General features: G+C 34.9%; 25 protein-coding genes. 10 read left to right on the top strand and 15 right to left on the bottom strand.

The features are described 5' to 3' along the window. The first annotated feature begins 19 nt into the window (after nucleotides 1-19). Nucleotides 20-646 carry a DUF3347 domain-containing protein gene (locus tag EL165_RS04190; protein ID WP_002979272.1) on the top strand — a complete coding sequence of 209 codons (627 nt, stop codon included), beginning with the start codon at nucleotides 20-22 and terminating at the stop codon, nucleotides 644-646. 13 nt (nucleotides 647-659) lie between these two features. Continuing rightward, nucleotides 660-1,136, top strand: coding sequence for a heme-binding domain-containing protein (locus EL165_RS04185; protein ID WP_002979273.1), 477 nt, complete (start codon nucleotides 660-662; stop codon nucleotides 1,134-1,136). A 75-nt stretch (nucleotides 1,137-1,211) separates the two neighbouring features. Here EL165_RS04185 and EL165_RS04180 read toward each other — a convergent pair whose 3' ends face one another. The 4 genes from EL165_RS04180 to EL165_RS04165 form a co-directional block, all read right to left on the bottom strand. Further along, nucleotides 1,212-1,712, bottom strand: coding sequence for a GNAT family N-acetyltransferase (locus tag EL165_RS04180; protein WP_002979274.1), 501 nt, complete (start codon nucleotides 1,710-1,712; stop codon nucleotides 1,212-1,214). 14 nt (nucleotides 1,713-1,726) lie between these two features. Then, nucleotides 1,727-2,326 (bottom strand): hypothetical protein, encoded by a 600-nt coding sequence (locus EL165_RS04175; RefSeq protein WP_002979275.1) that lies wholly within the window; start codon nucleotides 2,324-2,326, stop codon nucleotides 1,727-1,729. Nucleotides 2,327-2,505: 179 nt separating this feature from the next. Beyond that, nucleotides 2,506-3,372 (bottom strand): sigma-70 family RNA polymerase sigma factor, encoded by an 867-nt coding sequence (locus EL165_RS04170; RefSeq protein WP_002979276.1) that lies wholly within the window; start codon nucleotides 3,370-3,372, stop codon nucleotides 2,506-2,508. A 365-nt stretch (nucleotides 3,373-3,737) separates the two neighbouring features. Next, nucleotides 3,738-4,529: a S1/P1 nuclease gene (locus tag EL165_RS04165; protein ID WP_002979277.1), complete on the bottom strand. Its 792-nt coding sequence runs from the start codon at nucleotides 4,527-4,529 to the stop codon at nucleotides 3,738-3,740. A 451-nt stretch (nucleotides 4,530-4,980) separates the two neighbouring features. Between EL165_RS04165 and EL165_RS04160 the strand changes: the two genes are divergently transcribed. The 4 genes from EL165_RS04160 to EL165_RS04145 all read left to right on the top strand — a co-directional run bounded on the left by EL165_RS04160 (nucleotide 4,981) and on the right by EL165_RS04145 (nucleotide 9,319). Further along, nucleotides 4,981-5,922, top strand: a complete 942-nt coding sequence (locus EL165_RS04160) for a type VI secretion system baseplate subunit TssG (RefSeq protein ID WP_002979278.1) — start codon at nucleotides 4,981-4,983, stop codon at nucleotides 5,920-5,922. A gap of 120 nt (nucleotides 5,923-6,042) precedes the next feature. Next, nucleotides 6,043-6,879: a TssN family type VI secretion system protein gene (locus EL165_RS04155; protein WP_232529165.1), complete on the top strand. Its 837-nt coding sequence runs from the start codon at nucleotides 6,043-6,045 to the stop codon at nucleotides 6,877-6,879. A gap of 26 nt (nucleotides 6,880-6,905) precedes the next feature. Then, nucleotides 6,906-8,045, top strand: coding sequence for a hypothetical protein (locus tag EL165_RS04150; protein WP_002979280.1), 1,140 nt, complete (start codon nucleotides 6,906-6,908; stop codon nucleotides 8,043-8,045). Nucleotides 8,046-8,143: 98 nt separating this feature from the next. Continuing rightward, nucleotides 8,144-9,319: an aminotransferase class V-fold PLP-dependent enzyme gene (locus EL165_RS04145; protein WP_041461478.1), complete on the top strand. Its 1,176-nt coding sequence runs from the start codon at nucleotides 8,144-8,146 to the stop codon at nucleotides 9,317-9,319. Between the two features lie 50 nt (nucleotides 9,320-9,369). Here EL165_RS04145 and EL165_RS04140 read toward each other — a convergent pair whose 3' ends face one another. Together EL165_RS04140 and EL165_RS04135 are read right to left on the bottom strand one after the other, a co-directional pair. Further along, complete coding sequence (locus tag EL165_RS04140; protein ID WP_002979282.1) at nucleotides 9,370-10,098, bottom strand: IND family subclass B1 metallo-beta-lactamase CGB-1; 729 nt, start codon at nucleotides 10,096-10,098, stop codon at nucleotides 9,370-9,372. A 229-nt stretch (nucleotides 10,099-10,327) separates the two neighbouring features. Next, nucleotides 10,328-10,981, bottom strand: a complete 654-nt coding sequence (locus tag EL165_RS04135) for a metal-dependent transcriptional regulator (protein ID WP_002979283.1) — start codon at nucleotides 10,979-10,981, stop codon at nucleotides 10,328-10,330. Between the two features lie 85 nt (nucleotides 10,982-11,066). Here EL165_RS04135 and EL165_RS04130 point away from each other — a divergent pair, with 85 nt between their 5' ends. Continuing rightward, a complete protein-coding gene (locus EL165_RS04130; RefSeq protein ID WP_002979284.1) occupies nucleotides 11,067-12,101 on the top strand; it encodes a threonine aldolase family protein in 1,035 nt (344 codons plus the stop codon). Between the two features lie 44 nt (nucleotides 12,102-12,145). Here EL165_RS04130 and EL165_RS04125 read toward each other — a convergent pair whose 3' ends face one another. After that, on the bottom strand, nucleotides 12,146-12,646 hold the full coding sequence (locus EL165_RS04125; RefSeq protein WP_002979285.1) for a hypothetical protein: 501 nt from the start codon (nucleotides 12,644-12,646) through the stop codon (nucleotides 12,146-12,148). A gap of 202 nt (nucleotides 12,647-12,848) precedes the next feature. Between EL165_RS04125 and EL165_RS04120 the strand changes: the two genes are divergently transcribed. Then, nucleotides 12,849-13,808, top strand: a complete 960-nt coding sequence (locus EL165_RS04120; protein ID WP_002979286.1) for a hypothetical protein — start codon at nucleotides 12,849-12,851, stop codon at nucleotides 13,806-13,808. A gap of 33 nt (nucleotides 13,809-13,841) precedes the next feature. Here the strand turns inward: EL165_RS04120 and EL165_RS04115 are convergent, their stop codons facing one another. The 7 genes from EL165_RS04115 to EL165_RS04085 form a co-directional block, all read right to left on the bottom strand. Next, on the bottom strand, nucleotides 13,842-14,396 hold the full coding sequence (locus EL165_RS04115) for a DUF4256 domain-containing protein (RefSeq protein WP_002979287.1): 555 nt from the start codon (nucleotides 14,394-14,396) through the stop codon (nucleotides 13,842-13,844). A 312-nt stretch (nucleotides 14,397-14,708) separates the two neighbouring features. Next, on the bottom strand, nucleotides 14,709-15,107 hold the full coding sequence (locus EL165_RS04110) for a DoxX family protein (RefSeq protein ID WP_002979288.1): 399 nt from the start codon (nucleotides 15,105-15,107) through the stop codon (nucleotides 14,709-14,711). Nucleotides 15,108-15,123: 16 nt separating this feature from the next. After that, a complete protein-coding gene (locus EL165_RS04105; RefSeq protein WP_002979289.1) occupies nucleotides 15,124-15,702 on the bottom strand; it encodes a YdeI/OmpD-associated family protein in 579 nt (192 codons plus the stop codon). Nucleotides 15,703-15,972: 270 nt separating this feature from the next. Then, nucleotides 15,973-16,443: an SRPBCC domain-containing protein gene (locus EL165_RS04100; protein ID WP_002979290.1), complete on the bottom strand. Its 471-nt coding sequence runs from the start codon at nucleotides 16,441-16,443 to the stop codon at nucleotides 15,973-15,975. Between the two features lie 667 nt (nucleotides 16,444-17,110). Continuing rightward, nucleotides 17,111-17,443, bottom strand: coding sequence for an ArsR/SmtB family transcription factor (locus EL165_RS04095; RefSeq protein ID WP_002979291.1), 333 nt, complete (start codon nucleotides 17,441-17,443; stop codon nucleotides 17,111-17,113). A gap of 382 nt (nucleotides 17,444-17,825) precedes the next feature. Next, nucleotides 17,826-19,892, bottom strand: coding sequence for an ATP-binding protein (locus EL165_RS04090; protein WP_002979292.1), 2,067 nt, complete (start codon nucleotides 19,890-19,892; stop codon nucleotides 17,826-17,828). Nucleotides 19,893-19,915: 23 nt separating this feature from the next. Then, nucleotides 19,916-20,323 carry a helix-turn-helix transcriptional regulator gene (locus tag EL165_RS04085; RefSeq protein WP_002979293.1) on the bottom strand — a complete coding sequence of 136 codons (408 nt, stop codon included), beginning with the start codon at nucleotides 20,321-20,323 and terminating at the stop codon, nucleotides 19,916-19,918. 150 nt (nucleotides 20,324-20,473) lie between these two features. Here EL165_RS04085 and EL165_RS04080 point away from each other — a divergent pair, with 150 nt between their 5' ends. Beyond that, the gene (locus EL165_RS04080; protein WP_002979294.1) at nucleotides 20,474-20,704 is read left to right on the top strand and encodes a SymE family type I addiction module toxin; all 231 of its coding nucleotides are present in this window, start codon (nucleotides 20,474-20,476) and stop codon (nucleotides 20,702-20,704) included. A gap of 240 nt (nucleotides 20,705-20,944) precedes the next feature. Here the strand turns inward: EL165_RS04080 and EL165_RS04075 are convergent, their stop codons facing one another. Next, nucleotides 20,945-21,733, bottom strand: coding sequence for an O-methyltransferase (locus tag EL165_RS04075; RefSeq protein ID WP_002979295.1), 789 nt, complete (start codon nucleotides 21,731-21,733; stop codon nucleotides 20,945-20,947). A gap of 503 nt (nucleotides 21,734-22,236) precedes the next feature. On the opposite strand from EL165_RS04075, the gene EL165_RS04070 reads away from it, so the two are divergent. After that, nucleotides 22,237-23,019 (top strand): YdcF family protein, encoded by a 783-nt coding sequence (locus EL165_RS04070; RefSeq protein WP_041461479.1) that lies wholly within the window; start codon nucleotides 22,237-22,239, stop codon nucleotides 23,017-23,019. The last annotated feature ends 21 nt before the right edge of the window (nucleotides 23,020-23,040 follow it).

The following is a 23,040-nucleotide window of genomic DNA, read 5'->3' as shown; positions in this document are numbered from 1 at the left end:
CTCTATTATTTAAGAAACAATGAAAAATATAATAACCATACTGTTTGTGGGAGCTACATTATACTCTTGTAATAAATCCGATACTACAATATCTGAAAAGAAAACAGAACCGGAAATTAAAACGACTGGCAAAACTGAACCTGCTGAAATCTCAGATCAGGAAGTACAGGAAAGTCCGGAAGAAAGTAAAAAAGAAACAGGCCAGCTTTCAGCTTTTCCGATCCAGCAAATTATCAAAGGCTACCTTCCTCTAAAAAATGCCCTGGCTCAGGATGATTCTAAAAAAGCTTCCGATGCGGCTAAAAGACTGTTTTCTGTATTAAAGAAAATAGATATCAGTAAAACCGATGCTAAAAGCAATTCTGAGTTGCGTGATATTTTAGAAAGTGCTGCAGAAAATGCAGAGCATATCATTGAAAAATCTGATGATATAGCACATCAGAGAGAGCATCTGCTTTCCCTGAGCAATGATATCACCGATTTAATAAAAGAACAGGGAACAGGCGGTCTGAAATTATATCAGGATTTCTGTCCTATGTATAATAACGGAAACGGAGGCACCTGGATCAGTGAATCGGAAGAGATTATCAATCCATATGAAGGCCAGAAAATGATTAACTGTGGCTCTGTAAAAAAAGTATTTTAAAACATACAAAGAGATGAACCGGAACATCAAAAATATATTTTTAGGGTTTGTTCTCATTTTTTTGCTTATTCAATTCATTCAGCCTGTCCGTAATACTCATTATGGGCAGGTACCTTCAACAGATATTTCAAAAGTTTATAAAGTTCCTGAGAATGTACAGTCTGTTTTGAGGAATTCCTGTTATGACTGTCACAGTAATTCTACTCATTATCCCTTCTATTCCTACATACAACCTTTAGGATATTATATTGAAAAGCATATACAAAAGGGAAAAGAAGAATTGAATTTTAATGAATGGAGTAGTTACAGCCGTCGTAAACAGACTCATAAATTAGAATCTGTTGCGAATCAGGTACAGCAGAAAAAAATGCCGCTTACCTCTTATACTTATCTTCATCCGGAAGTTGCCCTTTCTGAAGATCAGATAAAAGAAATAGTTCGGTGGATAGAGTTGGTGCAGACTGAAAATAATAAAGCAAATAAGAATTAAAAAATAAAAAGCCATCCGTTTACAGGGTAGCTTTGTTTATAGAGATAGAAATTTAAGGTTGAAGCTAGGTTTAATTTAAAATGATAGAATATAACTCTCCGACACCTTTTTGAAACCATATTTACTAAAAAAGTTGTGAGCGCGATGATTGTTGACTCCACTTTCTAATAAGATAAAACTGATGTTCCAGCTTTTAGATTCATGAATGGCTTTCTCAAGCAGCTTGCTCCCAAGGGATTGTCCTCTCACAGACTGATCCAGGAGCATATCTTCCAGAATGGCATATTTTTTAAAAGGACTGTTGATGACGTTAAAAACCATCATGCCGACAATTTCCCCGTTTTCATTTTCTGCAATCAGAATATTCAGTTTGGAATTGCCATCGGAATTAAAATCGGTGATCAGCTGTTCTGTCAGAATCAGTTCAAGATCAGGATTCCAATGGTGTGAATCTATCGCTCTGCCGGACATCATTTCGCCATGAGAAATATATGCATCTGTTTTATGGGTAATAAAAAAGTCGACGAGTTCTTTCACGCGGCTTTTATCGGTAAGCCATTGGGTAGTATATTTCATGAGGTGCAGTGTATTTATTTTAATTTTTTCAATTCTTCCAGCAGTTTATTTTGCTTGTTGATAAATTGATTGAGACTGTCTGTTTTTAAAGGATGAGCATTTTGGTATTTTTCAATTTCGGGAAGCGTTTTCCTGATCTTGAATATAAGATATTGATCATGAACTGTTGTTCTGTTTGTTTTTATTTTTGTGATGAGGTCCCGGATAGTTTGTGTTTTTATATCATATTTCTCAGAGCTGGCTTTTATCTCTTTTTCAATTTGTTTCTTTGTAACAGAGTCGGTTACTGAATTTGATAGTGCCATTGCATCATTATAGTATGTTTCTGATTTTTGAATAACATCATCATATTCGGTAATTGCATCCTCGGTTTCCTTACTAATAACAGCTATTCTTTTGTCAAGATCCTGTAAAGCTTTATCATTTTTTATAAGCTCCTGATAGATTTCATGAACAAGATTTCCTTCGCGCGAATATGTATTTTTCTTAATAGAACTTGACACTGAAGATTCAGCATTATCAACTGCATTGTCTACGATAGGTGCTTGCTGTTTGTTTTCTGTACAGGAAAATAACGAAAGTATCAGAGCAGAAACGAAAAATATTTTTTTCATAGTTTGTTTTTATAGGTGCATAATCAACATTATATCCCTTCTAAAATTAATCATTTAGATTTTATCATCAGTGATTAAAGGATATGAATTTAATTAGTTGAACAAGCTTTGACAAATGTTACATCCAAAAAAAACGGAGCCTGAAAACAGACTCCGCCTATAAAATTTTTACGCTAAAATTATTTACCCAGGTAAGATTTAAGGATCTTGCTTCTGGTATTGTGTTTTAGTCTCTTAATTGCTTTTTCTTTGATCTGACGAACTCTCTCTCTTGTAAGATCGAAAGTCTCACCAATTTCTTCTAAAGTCATTGGGTGTTTTCCGTTCAGTCCGAAATACAATCTTACTAAATCAGCCTCTCTTGGCGTCAAAGTATTCAATGCTCTTTCAATCTCGATTTGCAGAGATTCAAGCATCAGATCTTTATCAGGACTTGGAGATTCTCCTGAACGTAATACATCATAAAGATTAGAATCTTCACCTTCTACTAAAGGCGCATCCATAGACAGGTGTCTTCCGGAGTTTTTCATAGATTCTTTGATATCTTCCTCGCTCATATCAAGAACTTCAGCCAATTCTTCCGGAGAAGGTGGTCTTTCATTTTCCTGTTCAAGGTGAGCGTATGCTTTATTGATTTTGTTGATAGATCCAATCTTGTTCAATGGCAATCTTACAATTCTTGACTGCTCAGCCAATGCCTGTAAAATTGATTGACGGATCCACCATACTGCATAAGAGATAAATTTGAAACCTCTAGTTTCATCGTACCTTTTTGCCGCTTTCATTAATCCTAAGTTACCTTCATTGATCAAATCGGGTAAAGAAAGACCCTGGTTTTGGTATTGCTTAGATACAGATACTACGAAACGAAGGTTGGCTTTGATTAATTTCTCAAGTGCGGCTCTGTCGCCGGCACGTATTCTTTGTGCCAATTCTACTTCCTCGTCCGCAGTAATCAGTTCCACTTTACCAATTTCCTGCAAATACTTGTCTAATGAAGCAGTTTCCCTGTTGGTAACCTGCTTAGTGATTTTTAATTGTCTCATTTATTTTTTCCTCAAAAAAGAGTTACTATAATATATACGTATGAAAAGGTAAAAAGGTTACACAGGATTCAGTTTTTTTGTACAATGTACAATGTAAAAAGTACTAATGATTTTTAGTAACAGTTTAAATGATTGATAATTAATATGTTATATTTTTTTATTTTTGATTTTAAAAAATATAAACTTTATAATTTCCCTAAACCCTAAACCCTAAACCCTAAACCCTAAACCCTAAACCCTAAACCCTAAACCCTAAACTTTAAACAAAAAAAACGAAACCGAAGTCCCGTTTTATATCTAAAAGTACTATTTCAGGTTATATTAAGTTACCCGCAAACCCAAAACTAGCAACTCGTAATCTGCAATTAGAAAAGCTCGTTCAGCACTTTTGCCAATCTCAATCCACCGTACAATAGTTGTCTTTCCATTGTTTCATTAAACTTGTACTGGTAGTCGTAAGATAATTTAGAATCGTTTGGAGTCTGTGCATAGATCTTATTGGCGATTTTGTGAGAATCGTACAACCAGTCTTCCAGAGTTCCGGCCTGAATCTGTGCTACTTCTTCCTTGGATTTAATATCTAAAAGCTTAGAATATTCAGTGTAGCTGTATTTTTGAGAATCTACAAGTTTTCCATCCCAGACAGAGTGTAAATTCGTTTTTTCCCCGAAATAGGTAACATTGATTTTGTTTCCTCCTAAATCTTCAGCTCTTCCCACATGTAGCGGCTGTGCAAGATCTCCCATAATGTGAATAAGGAAGATCAAAGCAATTTTTCTGTCTTTTTCAGAGGTATTTTTATCTTTGATCTGGCTTGATAACGTGTTTACCTGAGTATAAAGGCTTGGTCCTGCCTGTGCTTTTAAGTTTTGTTCAAAAGCCTTAAAATCAGTCATCGGATCAATATTTACATAATGCCATGATGAAGCCTGTTTCCACGCACCTGTCGTATCAGATTTGATAAAATCCGGCCAGTTCGCCCAGTAAGCCAGACGTTCTTTCCCCATAATCTTTTTAATCTCCCTTCTTGCTTTACGGGAAAGGTGGTTTTGTGCAATGTCTGCAATCACTCTGTGTCCCGTTAATCCCCACGCATAAGAGTAAAGTGAAGAGGCCATGAATGCTAAAATCAGAATTTTAGAATAAATACTTTTCATTTTAAATAACAATTTTCAGTCTGCAAAGATACGGCCCGCTTTCGGAATGAGCATGCATTATCCTGAATTAATTCCATAAAGATGATGTTAATAAAATTTAATGTAAATAAAAGTCGCAATTATGGTAGGTTTGAAAGCTTAAAACCCAGAAAGAATATAGAATAACAGGATGGGGGTAGATAGTATGTGATAAAGTTATTTAGAGATTGAGAATAATTCATTCTAACTTTAAAATGTAGATAATAAACGTTAAGCATCTGATAATGAAAGAATAATTTTAAATTCAGAAAAACAAATAAACCCTTTAATTCCCGTATTTTTACGGAATTTAACGGAAATTATTCCTTTTAATGTCAATAAATTAGTATTTTTAAAATAAAATTATTGTCAAAATATTTTTTCAAACTTAAGAGATATATTATCTTTACAAGTCATAATCAGAGGAAACACTATGTATGAGAATAATATTGTAGATATGCATTACAATAAGCTGCAGACAGACTTTAAGGCTGAAGCTGTGGCGGTTAATCTTTTGAAATACCATCGTGCGGTAAGCAATATATTCATAGAGCGTGTCGGCGTAAACGACCGTGCTTACCTAAAGGATATCAAAAGTATTTCAAGCAGTTATTTAGGATTTGATGAAGAAGTATTTACCATAGAGACTTACAGGGAGGGTATTTATGACTATCTTCCGGAAGGGTTGTTCCATCCGCCGTCTCTGGGTGCTTCCAGAAAAAATGTAGATTCTGTGGTAAGGGAAATCCGCAGACAAAAAAGAGTGGAAGATGATGCGCGCAAATTTTTCCGTCCTTTTGAACTGGAGGTTTTCTTTACGGAGATCAGTGCTCTGCTAAAAGAATCTGAGTTTGATATTACAAGCAATACAGATTCTTTATTAGATACAATAAGTGAACTTTGGCCTCTGATAAAGATGCTGGATAAGCAGAGTGCCTATATTTTTATGCATATTTTACCTTTCTTCCATCAGATCAGAGGGGACAAAAGATGGTTCGAAAGATGTATGACTGCTTTTCTGCAGGTACCGGTAAAAGTAACTTTTTCTCCCAATATTATTGATGAAATAGAGAAGAATGACGATTCCATGCTTTTAGGAAATTCACGATTGGGAGTTACCTATATTCCCAGCGGGCCGCATATGGACGGACAGCGGAACTGGGTAGTGAACATTGGTCCTATTCCTTACAGAGATATGAAGAGGTATATCCCGGGAAGTCCTTTCAGAAATGTACTTCAGGCTCTTTATGATTATTTTCTTCCGGTAACTGTAGATGTGGAAGAGAATTTTGTCACAGAAAAGGAAGAATATTCCTTCAGTCTTGAAGACGATGAAAGAAATGCCAGCCGCCTTGGATACTCTACATTCCTCTAAATTATTTTACTATATTTACAACTACCAACAAAGTATAAATTCGAAAAGAAACAAATGGAAATTTCTTCAGTAAAAGGTATTTTTTTAAGGTATATCTTAATGCCTTTAATCGCAATTATTATGATGGTTATACTCGGTGTAATCAGGAGAAATAAACCTGCGATAAAAATTAAAGTAATTATTGTATACGTATTGCTGTGCAGCTTATGTCTGGCTGTTCCTGGTTTTTTCGGATTTGCCGGAAATCTTTTTAATCCGTACTGGTATCTTATTGCACAGGTGATCTACCTTATTTTAGGGATTATTCACGTGAACCTTTTACATAAGTATTTCAAAAAACATATTGATTCCCTTGCGATGAGCATTCTGTTTGAATCCATACTGTCTCTGACATGTATTGCTTTGGGGGGATACCTTTTTACCCTGCTCTTTAAGTGGATGAGTAGCGGATTGGGAAATGGGGTAATGGCAGCAACTAGTATGCTGATTTTTGTGGTTCCTATGGTATTTTACTACTGTTATATCCAGTTTATCAGCATTCCTTTTGATATTTATAAAACATGGAGATATTCTCCGGAGCAGAAACTGCCTGATTTTGAAGGAGCAGATTTTGACAGGTTAATGGTATTGAATGTTGAACTGAGCAAAAAATTAGAAGATACCAACCGTTTCAGAATTAAAGCCAAAACACTTCCGACAGGAGTGACTTTCGGAGACTGGTTCTACAGGGTGGTAGATGATTACAATCATAAAAATCCGGGTTCAATCATACATCTTTCAGACGAAGGAAATGAGCCGTATTACTGGATCTTTTACACCAAAAAATCGTTTTTCAGCTTTAGAAAGTACATCGATTTCGACCACGATATTACAACAAACAACATTTCTGAAAATGAAGTGGTGATTTGTAAGCGGGTTATTCAGCATGAAGAGGAAGGAATTGCAAGAAAATCATAAACACAAAAAATTAAAAAGTATTAAACATGATACAGCCTATTAAACATTTTGCGATCAATTGGGTGGACGGGATGAAAGTTTCCCAGAGACACCTTAATGATCAGGATAATTTCTTAATTGATACCATCAGAGATTCCAATTCCCTTGGAATTACTACATATAATTACGGACTTCTGCCTATTTCCAATGAATTTACAGACCGTACCATTTTTGATGTTCACAACACGGCGACCAATGATGTACAGCTTGTAATCAAACGTTGCAGCGCTGTGACAATGGCAGGGTACCGCATTGAGCTTACAGACAGAAGAATCAGTGTGAAGTCTTTGGCAAAATCAATGAATGAAGAGCAGGCAGATGGAGAATATTATATTCTGATCTCTGTAAATCCTTTTGATAAAGTACCTTTCGGAGATATTGATCCTGAAGAAATTCCGCCACGTCATCCAAGTGCACAGCCTAATCATCATATTGAGCTACTTCCTGTAACCTCTTTGAACAGCAGTTATTCAGGAGGAAATTACCTTATCATCGGAAAGGTGGATCTCAAAGGAAATATTGCCCAGGTAGATTCCAACTTTATTCCTCCATGTACTTCTGTACAGAGTCATCCGGCTTTGGTTGACTATTACAGCAGTTATGCAAAGTCTATCGGAAATCTTCAGCAGTATGCCTTTAAAATCATTCAGAAAGCGTCCCATAAGAATCAGAATACCGCTTTGGCACAAAACGTCAAGTTTCTGTGTACAACAATGATCAATACTTTTGGTGATATGTATTTCCAGTTCAGAAATATTACGCCGTGGCAGCCGCCTGTATTTTTAATTGAGTCTTTTGCAAGACTGGCGCTTCATTTATACAACTCAACCCAGCTTCTTGTTCCTGCAGAACTGGAAGAAATGCTGAACTACAGTTTAGAGTGGAGCGAAATTGCCCCTCATACTTTACTGAATCAGCTTTCTATTGTTGCAGAAACCAATTACGATCACCACAATTGTGGAGAACCATTACTTTACATTCAACAGATGCTGAGAAGCCTTGAAACCATTTTCTCTAAGCTGAGCGAGCTTGATTACATCGGTCAGAGAAAAGAAAATATCATTGTTAATGAACAGGAAGTTTCTACCAATACCAATCCTAAGAGAGGTTGGAGTGTTTTAGATTAAATCATTTATTAAAAATAGAGTCCCGGGTGAAAATCCGGGATTTTTTATGTCCCAGATAGAAAAAATTAAAAGTAAATTTGTTGTAAGGATTGATAGAAATGAATTTAGAGATTATCAGACAGGAGACGCCCGGATGTTCGGATAAAATATTTTTAAACAGCGCAGGGGCATCATTAATGCCTAAGACCGTTACAGATGCTACTGTTAAGTTCTTATACGAAGAGCAGGAGTTTGGAGGTTACGCTGCTGTCACTCGGAACACAGATAAGATCGGCAGGTTTTATGAAGAGGCTGCAAAGCTTATCAATACAAAACCTTCCAATATTGCATTTGTAAGCAGTTCTACCGATGGCTATGCTAAAGCTTTGTCCAGTATTGATTTTAAAGAAGGAGATTGTATCATTACGACCAATGATGATTACATATCCAATCAGATTGCTTTTATTTCTCTGCAGAAAAGATATCATATTGAAATCGTAAGAGCTACCAATCTTTCTGACCATGAGCTTGATCTGGAGGATTTTGAAAACTTAATCAGAAAGCATCATCCTAAATTAATCGCAGTCACTCATATTCCTACCAATTCCGGATTGATTCAGAATATAGAAGGAGTGGGTAAGTTATGTAAGCAATATGATATTCTTTATCTTGTAGATGCCTGTCAGTCGGTAGGACAGCTCGTGGTAGATGTTGAAAAAATCCATTGTGATTTTCTGACGGCCACCGGAAGGAAATTTATGCGTGGACCAAGAGGAACAGGTTTTTTATATGTTTCGGATAAAGCTTTGGATAGAAATATGTATCCTTTATTTTTAGATAGTATCGGAGCCAGATGGTCTTCCTTTGATGATTTTCAGCTTAATGATACCGCCAGAAAATTTGAACTTTTTGAAAGACCATATTCAGCGTTGCTGGGATTTGCAGAAGCTTTGCATTATGCGAATACGATTGGTATGGATAAGATTGAAAGTTACAATCGTACGTTGTCAGAGACTTTAAGAGCTCATCTTCAGAATAGTGGTTTCACCGTTCTGGATAAAGGGAACAGATTAAGCAGTATTATTGCCTTCTGCCAGCCGGACGGAAAGGTTGAAAAAATTCACAAAATACTGAGTGATAACAATGTGTTTTTTAAGGAAAACCGGAGAGGGGATGCATTAATTGATTTTACTTCTAAGAATGTGGAACATTCAATCCGTTTGTCTCCTCATTATTTTAATACAATGGAAGAAATTGAAAGAATATCAGAGCTTTTAAAAAGTATCAGTCATTAACATGCTGTTTAAATATTTCGGGCCCCGGCATTCGCCGGGGCCCGAAATATTTATTTTTTATTTAAAAGATCAAGTGTGTGCTCTACATGGCCGCCGCCTTTCCATTCATCATGTCCGGGAATAATCAGGGTTGCCTGAGCGTATTTGGATTTTAACTTTTCCATTGTTTTTGGCCATTGTGCAACGTTGGCTTCGCCGGTGTAGCCAAGATCGGCTGCTGCTTTACTTTTTACAAGACAGCCTCCGTCCAGTATCTTATATTTGGGAAACCAAACCACTACATTATCCGCCGTATGACCTTCACCAAGAAAGTCTACTACAAATTCTTCTCCACCAATACGGTAAGGTTTACCGGTTTTTATAATTTCTGTAGAAGTTGCTTTTCCTTCTTTCTTTAAAATTTCATTGGTTTTTGCTGTAGCGTAGGTTTTGATTCCTTTCTTATTATAAAAGCTTAAATCTCCCGCTCTGTCTTCATGAGAATGGGTAGCAAATACAGCTATAACCGGAAGGTGATGACGTTTTTGAATTGTATCCATCAGACTTTGGTATTGGGTTTTCTGCCATGGAACATCAAACAGGACAACTCCTTTTTTAGTTACCAGATACACGGCATTGGTAGAATATTCTTTCCCTCCGAATACTCCGAATGTTTTGTAAATATAAAAGTTGGGTTGAATTTGAGGCTCAATTACAAAATCTCTTACCTGTGTATCCTGGGCGTTTGCCAATGGGCTTAGCAACATCGAAATAATAAAAAACGGAATGCTTTTTTTCATAATTTTTTGAGTAATAATTAATGTTTGTATTTGTCAGAAAAGACAAAGTCTGCAGATTGTTTTGCAAACCTAATTAAAAATAAATCTTTCGACTTTAAAGAGATTGAGTTTAACCGTTTTTTAACAGTTTAAGGGATAAATGTATTTTTCCAGGTAAGTGTAGATTGGTATAAATAGTAAACCTAACAGGTTTTAAAAACCTGTTAGGTTTTTTTTCAGTTTTAATGATTTATTTCTTAACGAGTATCTTCTCCGTAGCTTTTTTGCTTAAAATTTCAGTTTTACCATCAATTTCTATCGTCATCGATAAATCAAAACTTTCAATTTTAATAATTTTTACCTTACTGTTGAGGAGAAGTTTTCTGTCATTTAGGTAGGTCAGGAAAGCATCATCGGAAAGGGTAACAGATGCAAAAGTTACATTTTCTCCCGGTTCACAGCTGCTTAATTTCTGCAGATCCTGGGCAATAATATTTCCGTCTTTATCTGGTATAGGTTCCCCGTGGGGATCGAATTTAGGATGATCCAGAATTTCATCCATTTTATCAAAAAAGATTTGAGAATGTACATGCTCAAGCTGTTCTGCAATCTCATGAACATTTTCCCAGCCGAAATTCATTTTTTTTACCAGGAACATTTCAGTAAGCCTGTGCTTACGGACTACAAGGGCAGCTTCCCGTCTTCCTTTTTCTGTAACGATTAAGGGTTTGTAGGTCTCATAAATCACCCATTTTTTCTCGGCAAATTTCTTCATCATGTTATTGACACTCGGCATTTTTACATTTAAAAATTTACTGAGCTCATTAATCGTAACCTTTCCTTCATTGTCAACTAAATGAAACAAAGCTTTCAGGTAATTCTCTTCTGTTAGGGTTGTTCTCAAAATGTTAGATGATTTTCACTACAAATCTAACAAAATAAAATGAAAAGTTTACGCTTGTTATTTTAACTTTTTTTAATTTTACTCTATGAAATTTTCATTCAAAAACGACTATTCTGAGGGATGTCATCCCACTATTTTACAAGCTCTTTTACAGCATAATCTTGACCAGCAGGCCGGATATGGCGAAGATGAATATTCCTTAAAGGCCAAAGATTTAATTAAGGAGAAAATCAATAATCAGCATTCGGATATTTATTTTGTTTCCGGAGGTACACAGGCTAACTTAATTGTTATTTCTTCAATTTTAAAACCTTATCAGTGTGTGATTTCAGCTTCTTCCGGACATATATTGAACAATGAAACCGGAGCTATTGAAGCTACGGGGCACAAAGTGCTGAGCATTGAAACTGCAGATGGCAAGCTGAGACCGGCGGATATTATTCCTGTGCTGGAAAATCATAAGAATGTGCCGCATCAGGTGATGCCTAAACTGGTTTATATTTCCAATTCCACAGAGTTGGGAACAATTTACCTTGCGAAAGAACTGGAAGAACTTTCTGTTTTCTGTAAACAATATAATTTATTCCTCTTTATGGATGGAGCAAGATTGGGGCACGGCCTGACTTCTGAAATAAGTGATCTTACACTGGAAAAAGTGGCGGCCTTTACTGACGTTTTCTATCTTGGAGGAACTAAGAACGGAGCTTTGATTGGCGAAGCGATTGTTATTAATAATCCTGTTCTTCAGGAAGATTTTGCTTTTAATATCAAACAGAAAGGAGCATTACTGGCAAAAGGAAGACTTTTGGGAATCCAGTTTCTGGAACTGATGAAAGATAATCTGTACTTTGATCTGGCTCAGCACGCCAATCAGCAGGCTATGAAAATTAAGAAAGCATTACAGAAAAAAGGAACTGCTTTTCTTGCAGATACTTATACCAATCAGATTTTTCCTATCTTACCTCATAACCTTATTGAGGTTTTGTCTAAGGATTTTGAGTTCTATGTCTGGAAAAAAATAGATGAAAATTTTTCTGCTGTTCGTCTTATTACTTCATGGAGCACAGGAGATGATGCTGTGAACCGGTTTATTGAAATGTTAGAAACAGAATTAGCATAAAAAAACAGCCTTGAATAAGGCTGTTTTTTATTTATAATTAATTTTTATTTTAAAGCCTTGCTCACTACTTTACAATCCGCAGTGTTCAGCTTCTGTCCGTCTTTATAGCTGATTTTCTTTTCGTCAGCATATTTGGTCTGTCCATCTTCTTCTTTATGATCGCCAATACCTTCTGTTAAAGTATTATCTTTCTGGATAAAGTAAATATCTCTTTTGCTTTTCTTACCTTCAGAATCAAATTCATAGGTCAGCTTCAATGTATCTCCTGATTTAAAACCGGTAACATCTCCTTTTGAACTGTCTTTTTCACTGTTTTTATAAGATAATTTCCCGGTGATCGTTCCTAAATTATCATCAATAGAAGCAAAAACACTGTCTTTTCCTGTAACTCCGATATAACAGAATGATTTTGGACCAAGCGTATCTATTACAGGCTCTTCTGCAGCAATCGTATCTGCTACTGCTTTGGGAGCCGGTGCTTCAGTTTTTTTATTACAGTTGATTAAAAAAGCTGCTACAGCGCCCAATAAGATTAATTTTTTCATATCCTTAAATGTTAAAATCAAATTTCTATTCTGCTAAAATAACAATAGTATTCGTATATTAAAAATAGGATATGAAGAGATAATGATTTTATGATGAAAATTAATATTTCAGAAAAGAGTTTTAAGAAAAAAAATTTAATGCTCTCAAACATGATAAATATTTTTAGGCACGGAAAATGATCTACTTTTTTAAATTGACTTAATGAAAAAGATGACTAAAGTATTGGGCTTGGGGCTGTTTATTCTAAACTTATATTTTGTGACTGCACAGGCTCCTCAGAATTATATTTACACTTCTTCGGGAGATCTGCATGCAATTGAAAAGATGATCACCCGTAAAGATATTGGCGGAGTCCAGATTGTTTATAACTGGAAAGCACTGGAAACTTCAAAAGATGGGTATGATTTTTCTGTTATTGAGAAAGATCTCAATTATCTGACAGGCCTCAATAAAAAATTATTTATCCAGCTTCAGGACCGTTTTTTTGAACCACAGGCAAGATATGTTCCTGATTATATATTGAAAGATAAAGAATATAACGGGGGATTGGTACCTCAATATGACAATCCCGGGGAGAATAAGCCTGTAGGAAGTGGTTGGGTAACCCAGCAATGGAATCCAGCTGTCCGGGAACGGTTTCAGAAACTGATTGGAGAACTGGCGAAGAAGTTTGACGGAAAGATCCAGGGAATTAACCTTCCGGAAACTTCCATTGATATTGAAATGAAAAAAGATAAAACAGGTTTCAGGTGTGACCGTTATTTTCAGGCTGAACTGGAAAATCTGAAATTTGCGAGAAGTGCATTCCGTGAATCCTATGTTTTGCAGTATGTTAATTTCTTTCCCTGTGAATGGGAAAATGACCATCAATATATGTCCAGACTGTTCGATTTTGCCTACAAAAATAATATAGGATTGGGCGGACCTGATATTGTTCCGGATAAAAAAGCACAGATGAAAAATTCTTATCCTTTTTTCAACCAATACAAAGGAAAGCTTTCTTTGGTAGCTATGGCGGTTCAGGAGCCAACGTTAACGTATACCAATCCGAAAACTAAAAAACCTTTTACCAAAGAAGAATTTACAGCATACGCTGAAAACTTTTTGGGCGTAAAAATTATCTTCTGGAGTGTGGAATCTCCCTGGTTGAGAGATTCCTGATTGTTCTGATGAAAAGCTGGGACAATTCTCTGCTTAGACTTTTACTATTCCTCTGAATCCTCTGGCAGCATAATAAGAATCTGCACCATTGTGATACATAAATACAGTATTATATCGTCTGTCGCAGAAAACAGCCCCTCCAAGTTCACGAATTTGTGGAGGTGTTTTGATCCAGCTTGAAGTCTTTTGATCAAATTTCCCTAATTCCTGAAGGTGACGGTATTGTTCCTCTGTCAAAAGTTCAATTCCCATTTCTTTAGCTTTGTCGATGGCGTTGCTTTCCGGTTTATTGGCTTTTCTGGCATTCCAGGCAGGATAATCATAGCACAGGCTTCGGCGTTTCGGGCTTTCCGGGGAGCAGTCTACAAAAGAATATTCATCTGTTTTTTTATTGTAATCTACAACGTCGGGTTCACCTTCAGTAACTTCCATTTCGTATAAAGACCGTATCTTTTCTGGGCTGGCTTCCAGTTTCTGCTGGATTCTTTCCCATTTCAGGTCTTTATGACGGTTCATGTTTTTTTCAAAACGGGTTTTTAGTGTTTTTAAAAGCTCGTTGATTTGTTCCGGGGTTAGTTTATTTTTCATGTCAAATTTTTGTTTTATAGTGTAGTGTTGTTGGAAATCGCAAAGACGCAAGTTTTGTTAATGAAGGATTGTTTAAGGCGCAAAGATTTTATCTTCGATAAAATTTCTTTCTTTTTAATCTTAAATGATTTTAATAAAACTGTTTAACCTATCAAAGATTGTTCAGTATATATTGAATCATTAGGAAGGATTTAATTGATAAAGTATTAAGATGAATTATTCTGACTTTAAACTTAAAGCGAAGCTCATCTTAATATTCTAAATAGCTTAATACAATCTTAATGTTTCAAAAAAAAAGTTTAAACAAAATAATTAATCAATGATAGTAATTTTCCTTTCTGCAGGTCTGAAGTACCAGGAAATAATAACCAATACGAATAATAATACTGCAGGGAAAGTTCTGCCAGCTGTGTCACCCACGATAAGATGGGAAATGACAGCTCCGGACATTACAAAGAAAAATCCTGCATAAGCCCATTCTTTTAAAAGCAAACGTTTAGGAATTAAAATCGCAATAACGCCCAGAATTTTCCATACTCCGATGATGGTCATCAGGTAAGAAGGGTAGCCGAGATTGGTAAAATTGGCCAGTTCATCTTTGTTTTTCATTAGCTGGACAATGGCTGTTGAAACCATTCCCAGAGCCATCCAGAGGGTGAATATCCAATAGATGATTTTTGTTCTTTTTTGTGAGGGGTGTGGTGTGTTCATGATCTGTTTTTTATAGTTAGTCGTTTAGTCCTATTCCGTCCATAATTTGTGGAATGCATTTTTCAATGCGGGCTTCACGGGTTTTGGACTGTTTGGCAGAGGAGAAGTGAAGCAGGTAGGCTCTTTGTCTTCCTGGTGTTAATGCTTTAAAAGCTTCCTGTAATGCAGGATTTTGATCCAGCTTTTCCTGAAATTCTTCAGCCATTTCAAACTCTTTTGTTTTCTTCATTTCCACTTTAGCACCTGATTCTTCTATTTCAACAGCTTCAAACATATATTGGCGGAGAATGTCTTCCAGATCATTGATTTGTTCCACATCAGTAAAACGGATCTGTCTTGCAGCCTGCACATTTTCAGTCTGCTGAATCAGGATATGGTCCGGATCTTTCATCAAAGCCCCTTTAAAGAAGAGCAGCGCACAATATTCCTTGAAACCGTGGATCAGGAAAATATTTTTCCCTTCATAAGTATAACAGGGACAGCCCCATTTTAAATCTTCAACCAATTCGGTGCTTAAGGCGATTGTTCTTAACTTTTCAAATTCTTCTTTCCACTGTGTGGCTTTTTCGAAGAAAAAATTCACTTTTGGATTCATTGTGTGGTATGTTTGAGGGTTTGAGAGTGGGAGAGTTTTGGGTTTCGGGATGCGAGATTCGGGGTGTTTAGGTTAGAGGGTTTGAGGGTTTGAGGGTTAGAGGATTTGAGAGTGGGAGAGTATAAGGGTTTAAGGTTTAAAGTTTAATGTTCAAGGTTCTGTTGTTTATCAAATAATGATTGACGATTCACTTGCGAACCAAAATTCACTATTAACATTGATACCCACAATTTAAACCTTGTTGTCCATTGTCTATCATCTCTTCGTCTATTATCTTTTTGTCTCTCTAAACAATTCCTGCAAACGGTTATGCGCCATATTAATACCTTGGGCGAATGGCATTTTCAGGTGCTGGTCTCTGAAGTCTACAGATTTATAAATGGTCTGAATGGTTATTTTACTGGTGGCATCCGTTAATTTTTCAAATTCTAAAAACTCGATCTGAACGGGAAAAGGAGTGTTCTCCATCTGAAAAGTTCTTATAATTTTCTCATTCTGAACAATATCATGAATGGTTCCGTTCGCACTGAAAACCACATCGCCCTGAGGATTTAAGGTTTCGAAACGGTAACTTCCATGGGGGTTGTTTTCGAATTTGGTTACTTTCGTTCCCATCCATTGCTCGAAAAGTTCTGCTTCTGTATAGGCTTTGAAAAGCAGTTCTACAGGAAGGTCAAATTCTCTGATGATGAAGATTTCCTGTTTGCCGTCATCTGCGTGAATTTTTGTTTTAAGTTCCATATGTTGAGTTTGAGGGTTTGAGAGTGTTAGAGTGGGAGAATATTAGAGGAAAGAGTTCAAGGTTTGAAGTTTAAAGTTCAAGGTTGTAATCCTATTCACTGGTGATTGACGATTCACTTGCGAAGCAAAATTGACTATTGACATTCGAGTTTAAGGTTTGAAATTTAAAGTTCAAGGTTGTCATTCTTTTACTGGTGATTGACGATTCACTTGCGAAGCAAAATTGACTATTGACATTCGAGTTTAAGGTTTGAAATTTAAAGTTCAAGGTTGTCATTCTTTTACTGGTGATTGACGATTCACTTGCGAAGCAAAATTGACTATTGACATTCGAGTTTAAGGTTTGAAGTTTAAAGTTCAAGGTTGTCATCCTATTCACTGGTGATTGACGATTCCACTTGCGAAGCAAAATTGACTATTGACATTCGAGTTTAAGGTTTGAAGTTTAAAGTTCAAGGTTGTCATCCTATTCACTGGTGATTGACGATTCCACTTGCGAAGCAAAATTGACTATTGACATTCGAGTTTAAGGTTTGAAGTTTAAAGTTCAAGGTTGTCATCCTATTCACTGATAATTGACGATTTCACTTGCGAAGCAAAATTGACTATTGACATCCACCAGTTAAATTTTGATGCCCTTGTCTATTATCTATCCGTCTATCATCTTTTATGTCTTATTATTCACATTCTGGTACGCTTTCATCACACTTTCCAGCTTGTTGAATTTCTCATCCCACATTTTGCGGAAGGGTTCTATAAAATCGGCTATTTCTTTCATTTTATTGGGATTAAGGTGATAGATAATTTCTCTGCCGTTTTGTTCGGATCTCAGCAGTTCGCATTCTGTAAGGATCTGGAGATGCTTTGAAACGGTAGGTCTTGCCGTATCAAAATTGGAAGCAATGGCTCCCGCCGTCATCGACTGTGCCGCCACCAACATCAATATAGACCGTCTCGTAGGATCCGCTATTGCCTGAAATACATCTCTTCTTAAATTCATTGTGTAGTTATTTGGCTACAAATATATGTGTAGTTATTTAGCTACGCAAGTTTTTTTTTGAAAAATTTTGATTTTAATAAATCAGTTTTTAAAAGTATCTATGATTACTTTCCTTCACTATTGGGTGGGCGGAAACCGAACGCAAATGAGGTAAGCTGAAGAAGTAGTAAAAAATGAACATTTCTAAAATTTTCAACATATATAATTGTGCTTTAATTGAAACTATAGTAATTATATAAACAAATAATTTGATGGTTTGAATAGTTAGAATGTTATAATACGAATCTTTTTGATCTTTTAGTGGAGGGTTGTAAAGAAAATATCACCCAATTAATGGATGATATAAAATTTTTTTAATAATAATATTTGGAAATAGAAATATTTATTTTATTTGTCGTAATTGAGCACTAATTTTCTCGTCTATTAATGCAGAATATTCATTCTCAAATTTATCCTTAACAGATTTATCTTTTATATTTAGTTGGTTAGATAAATAGTTTAACTTTCTCTTGTTCAATTCTATTATTTCCGACCATTCCATTACATATACCTCAATGTTTTTGTCTTTTTTCTTATCGTATAGAAAAGGTTGATTTGGATAACTATCTCTTCTGGATTTCACTTGTGACTTAGCATATCTATTTAATCTTGAAGATACTAGATATAATTTATACTTTACTTTCTCAGCAGGTAATACAGGGTAATCTTCTATTGTAAATGCATAGGTATCGATTTGATTAAGTTCTTTTTTCCCTATAGCACATTTAGGAGATTTTAGTTCAACTACCATTATTTCTCGTTCTTCATTGTCATTTATTTTTTCATTAAGAAAAAATAAATCTGTTATATTATCCAAGCCTTCGGTATCTTCTATAATATTGTTATCTTCCGCTGTTGGCTCATAGTGTAAATGTTTAATAGTTAGTTCTTCTAAAATATTACCAATTTTTTTATCAGACCACACATGAGGTGTATTATTATAATTCTCGCCAAACAGCCACAATTCATTTTCTACAATTTTATGAAGCTGACTACGTTCTTTTAAATGGGCTGAAATCTTACCATAAATGAGTTCATGTAGAAAATTTAAAAATTCTGTCTTATCAGCAACCTGACTTGCAAAATGAACAACATTTTCTAGATCAGTTTTTTGTAAAAGATTATGAAATTTTTCAATGTTTTCGTTAGATAAATTAAGCACCTTATTAAATATATATTCAATATTACCATCACTAATAGCTTTATCTAAAAGAGGAAAAAGAAAAGTTCTTATTTTATCATCTTTTTCAATAATATAATGCTTATCCTCAATTAAATATGCTATTTTTTTGAAAACAATTTCTTGAGAATCTGTAGCAGGTTTTGTATCTTTATATGGATAATACTTATCTTTTTCCAAGGTTTTTACAAATTTTTCAAACCTTTTATTTCTAGTTTTGAAAAAATCATTTATTGTATCTTTTATACAAATTTTTAAATTTTTGGTCTCTTCTTCACCCAAAGATTCAATGTCTATGTTTCTAAATAAATCTTGATCAAATAAATCAGAATCAATATATACAAACCAAGTTCCTAAATCATGAGTGTACCAATCTGATGAATATGTAAATTCATGGGCAACAGATTTTATTCCAGCATTTTCGGCCTGTAAAAATACTTTAACTTTATTTAGTGATGTTTTGACATTATAGAAGTAAAAGTTTAGATCATAAATCTTTCCGTTTTTATTTGTATAGTCAACTTTTTTATAAATTGGTTCTCCAATAACAAAATAAGATTTATTCAATTTTTGCCCATTGATATAAAAATTAACTCTGTCATTAAAAATTTCAAAAGGGTAATTTTCAAAAATAGTTTGAGCAATATATTCTTGCTTAAAATCTTCTATTATTAAATTCTTTTTTGGAACTCGTGTTGGACTATTATGATGTAAGTTTTCAATTTCAACTTTATAATAAGTAGGAAGATTTTTTTCAGAGAAATATTGATAATCAACCTTTACATCAGTTTTTTCAAGTTCTATATCCTCTAAATCTCTAGTATCAATTCCAAAAATAGTTTTACTATATTGTTTGCTTAATCTATCAAAAGCAACAGTTTCAATTTTCATTAACTCACCAATTTGGAATGAACTAAAACGTCCAATTCCCTGACCTCTTTCTTTGACATTAGTTGCAATTTGGAGCACTTTTTTTTTAAATTCTGAGTAAGGAACACCGTGGCCATCATCTTCAATAACAATTTTCTCAATACCTGATTTAACAGTTAAAGAGTTTGTGTAATTTATGGTGATAAAAATATTTTTTGAGCCAGCTTGTATAGAATTATTTATCAATTCTTTAAAAGCTTTAAATGTATCTCCATATTTTGTTAATAAGTTTTTAATAACCCTCGTATTAGTTGTAATCTTTTCAGTTACCGAGTTCATTTTATTAAGAGTATTTGACATCAATTTTATAATTTTATCTTACTTTATTTCTCAATCAACCTCTCCAATTTCTCAATCATCTCCCTCTGCTGCTCCAGCATACGCTCATAAAGCTCCACCATTTTATCAAGAGGATTGAAAGTAAAAGTAGGTTGAACATTCACACCGTTTGAATGATCATGTGTATTGAAAGTATTCGAAATAATATTCACCGCCTGTTCCTCATCAAAATTTTCAATCGCTTCTGCGGGAACTTTCAAAATCTGTGCTACCTGCGCCAGAATATCAGATTCTACGGTTTCTTTTTGTTCCAGAAGGGAGATTTTCTTTTGGTTCCAGTCGTCTCCCAGCTCAAAAGCCAGAGCTTCCTGTTTGATGCCCAGCATTTCGCGGAAACGCTTTATATTTCTACCCTGATGTATTTTTTTATTTTGCATATCTGTGTAAGTCATAATAACAAATATAAAGCTTTAGAACAAAAAAATAATGCTCTGTTTTAAAATAAATACTATTCTAAAATATCCTTCTTTCTGAATAAAATATCCTTTATCCGGATGGTTTATCCTTCTTATTATCCCTTCATTTGTTGAAAAATAACAAAGATGAAAAGAAAAAGAAGAATGAACAGCAGCAAATATAATGAACTGCAGAATCGTAACCTTACGGTTTTCCTCAAATCGTTTTCAAGAGCGTATGGCAGAATTGTATATTTTCCTGAAATAAGAATTACAGGGAAGTGGGTACAGCAATGTGGCTTTCAGGCAGGAGATAAGATACTGGTTACTGTAAGCAGAAACCAGATTATTTTAGAAAGGGAAGTGAGCTATGAGTGAAAATATTAGTTTTAAACCATCAGGAGGCTTAAATTTTTAAAATTAAAGTTTTTTATTTTGAACCATTAAGATTGTAGTAAGAGGTTAAGAGGATTAAGATTCGTTTCGGTCCATGGTGAGAGTGATTTTAATAGAGCGGTAAGGCTTCATGAATGTCTTGTGCTCTCTTCATATCCTTAACAGCTTACCGCTTTCTTAATGGTTTTTAAATTTAAGTATAGTTTTATCTCATCAATTGCGTTATTTAGCTCTGATCAGCGGAATATATTCTTTTACAAAAATGCCGATATATTTTCCATTATATTCTACAACACAAGTGCTGATATTCATTCGGTTGCAAAAATCCTGATACGCGGAATTGTCTCCGATATCATCACTGATAAACACTCCGCCAGGTCTAAGCTTTTTATAGATCTGATGATACGCCCACATTCTTCCGTGGTAACTTTTATCGGAATCATAGTGGAAAACATCAAATGAGGAAGCCTGTTTGAAAATTTTAGGCAGAGATTCTCTATCTGCAAAACGGAATAGCTTCCAGTATTTTTTAAGATGATCAGGAACAACACATCCTGCATACTGATCTCCATTTTGAGCAAGAAAAGGCATATCTGAACTATAGAGTGTGCCGTTTCTTTTTTGAAGCGAAAGCAATATCGCCAGTGAAGACCATCCATAAGCTACTCCGGTTTCAAGAACGTTTTGTGCTTTGGTGAATTCACATGCATAATAAATAAGCTCCAACGAGCCATGTTCACCCATTTTGACAGGGCATTCCCTTTCTTTTACACTGGCTTTTTGCAGGATATCGGCATAAGCAGATCTGAAATGATCAGCATCGCGGGAGAAAAGTCTGGAGATCACTTCTTCCTGAGAAACGGCTATGGAGGCAGCCCAGAAATTTGCTCTGGCTTTTCCTTTGGACGAACTTCTTCTGTTGAATGTGTTTTTGATAATTTTTCTGCCCAGTTCAGGATAAAGAGGGGGCCTTTTAAGATAAGCTACAAATGTTTTGAGGACTGTTGACATTTCACAGATGTTGTATTAAAGTTTTCAGCAAATGTACTTTGTTTAAAGGGCATATTGCATTGAGGCAACATTAATTTTAACAGTAAATCTGTTAAGGTTTTGTAATAAATACAGTCCGGAAATTATCAGTGAGATCTTTTGTTTTTGATTTAAAAACAGATCAGGTTGGCTTTCAGTTTTTTAAAGTAGAAATCGTTTTTTTATACGTGAGGAAGAATTTTTGTTTTTTCCTTTACAAAAATGCCTTTCCAAAAATATATGGAGTACGGTCATCAAAACGGTGATACTTTTCTGCTTTTTCACTGGGTAGGTATTTTATTTAACACACTAAAAAGTGTGTTGTGTGCAAATGTATAAAATAAATGGAAAAAATCAAAAGAAAAAATAACACGAAATCATCCTGATTATATGGAATGGTTTGCTGCTGTAAAAAGTTATACTCAGAAAATTGCTTTATCTTTGGGCTTTTAATGTTTGCAGGTATTAAATAATATTATTTGAAGATGAAGTTTTTATTAGACCTTTTGTTTCGTACTATCCAGCTTTTTACAGAGCCTTATTTCTTAGTATTTCTCGCAGTGGTTATCATTGCACTTTTAAGAAGAAAGAACAAGCGTAAAAATCTACGCATAGGAATGGGCATATTTGCCGTTTTGATGATCATCTTTATAGGAAATGGTTTTCTCGGTAAACTCATTTCAGGCTATCTGCAGAAAAGCTACCTCAATACTTCCGAAATCAGGAATTCCGGTTCTCAACATCCCGTAATTGTTGTATTAGGTGGCGGAGTGGTAAACATAGACCATACAGAAAAACTGCATACAATGTCTTATTCCAGAATGGTAACAGCTTACCAGCTTTATCATGCATACAAGACAAATAATCAATCCTGTAAAATATTAGTTTCGGGAAAAGGAAAAGGAAGCATGAGTGAAGCGGAATTATTTCGTGAGAATTTTAAAAAAATGGGAGTGGCAGATGCTGATATTATTAAGGAAGATAAAAGCATGAATACGTATGAAAATGCAAAATATTCCAGCAGGATTTTGAAGCAGATGGCTCCTTCCAGTATAGACCTGGTGACTTCTGGTTTTCATATGAAAAGATCTGTTGCTTTGTTTCAGACCTTTGGATTACATCCTGTTCCCAATGCATCAGATTTTATTACTACTGAAATTACACTGATTCCTAACAGCTATAATGCTGCGTTCACTTTTGTCATGCTTAAAGAAGTCCTTGGAATATGGCAGGTGAAGGTGTATAACAGTTTGGGATTGAATGGATAAAAACCAAAATCTATAAAAACC

Source organism: Chryseobacterium gleum, assembly GCF_900636535.1.
GTDB lineage: Bacteria > Bacteroidota > Bacteroidia > Flavobacteriales > Weeksellaceae > Chryseobacterium > Chryseobacterium gleum.
The sequence above is the reverse complement of the archived record's forward strand: the minus strand, read 5'-3'. Positions and strand labels throughout refer to the sequence as shown.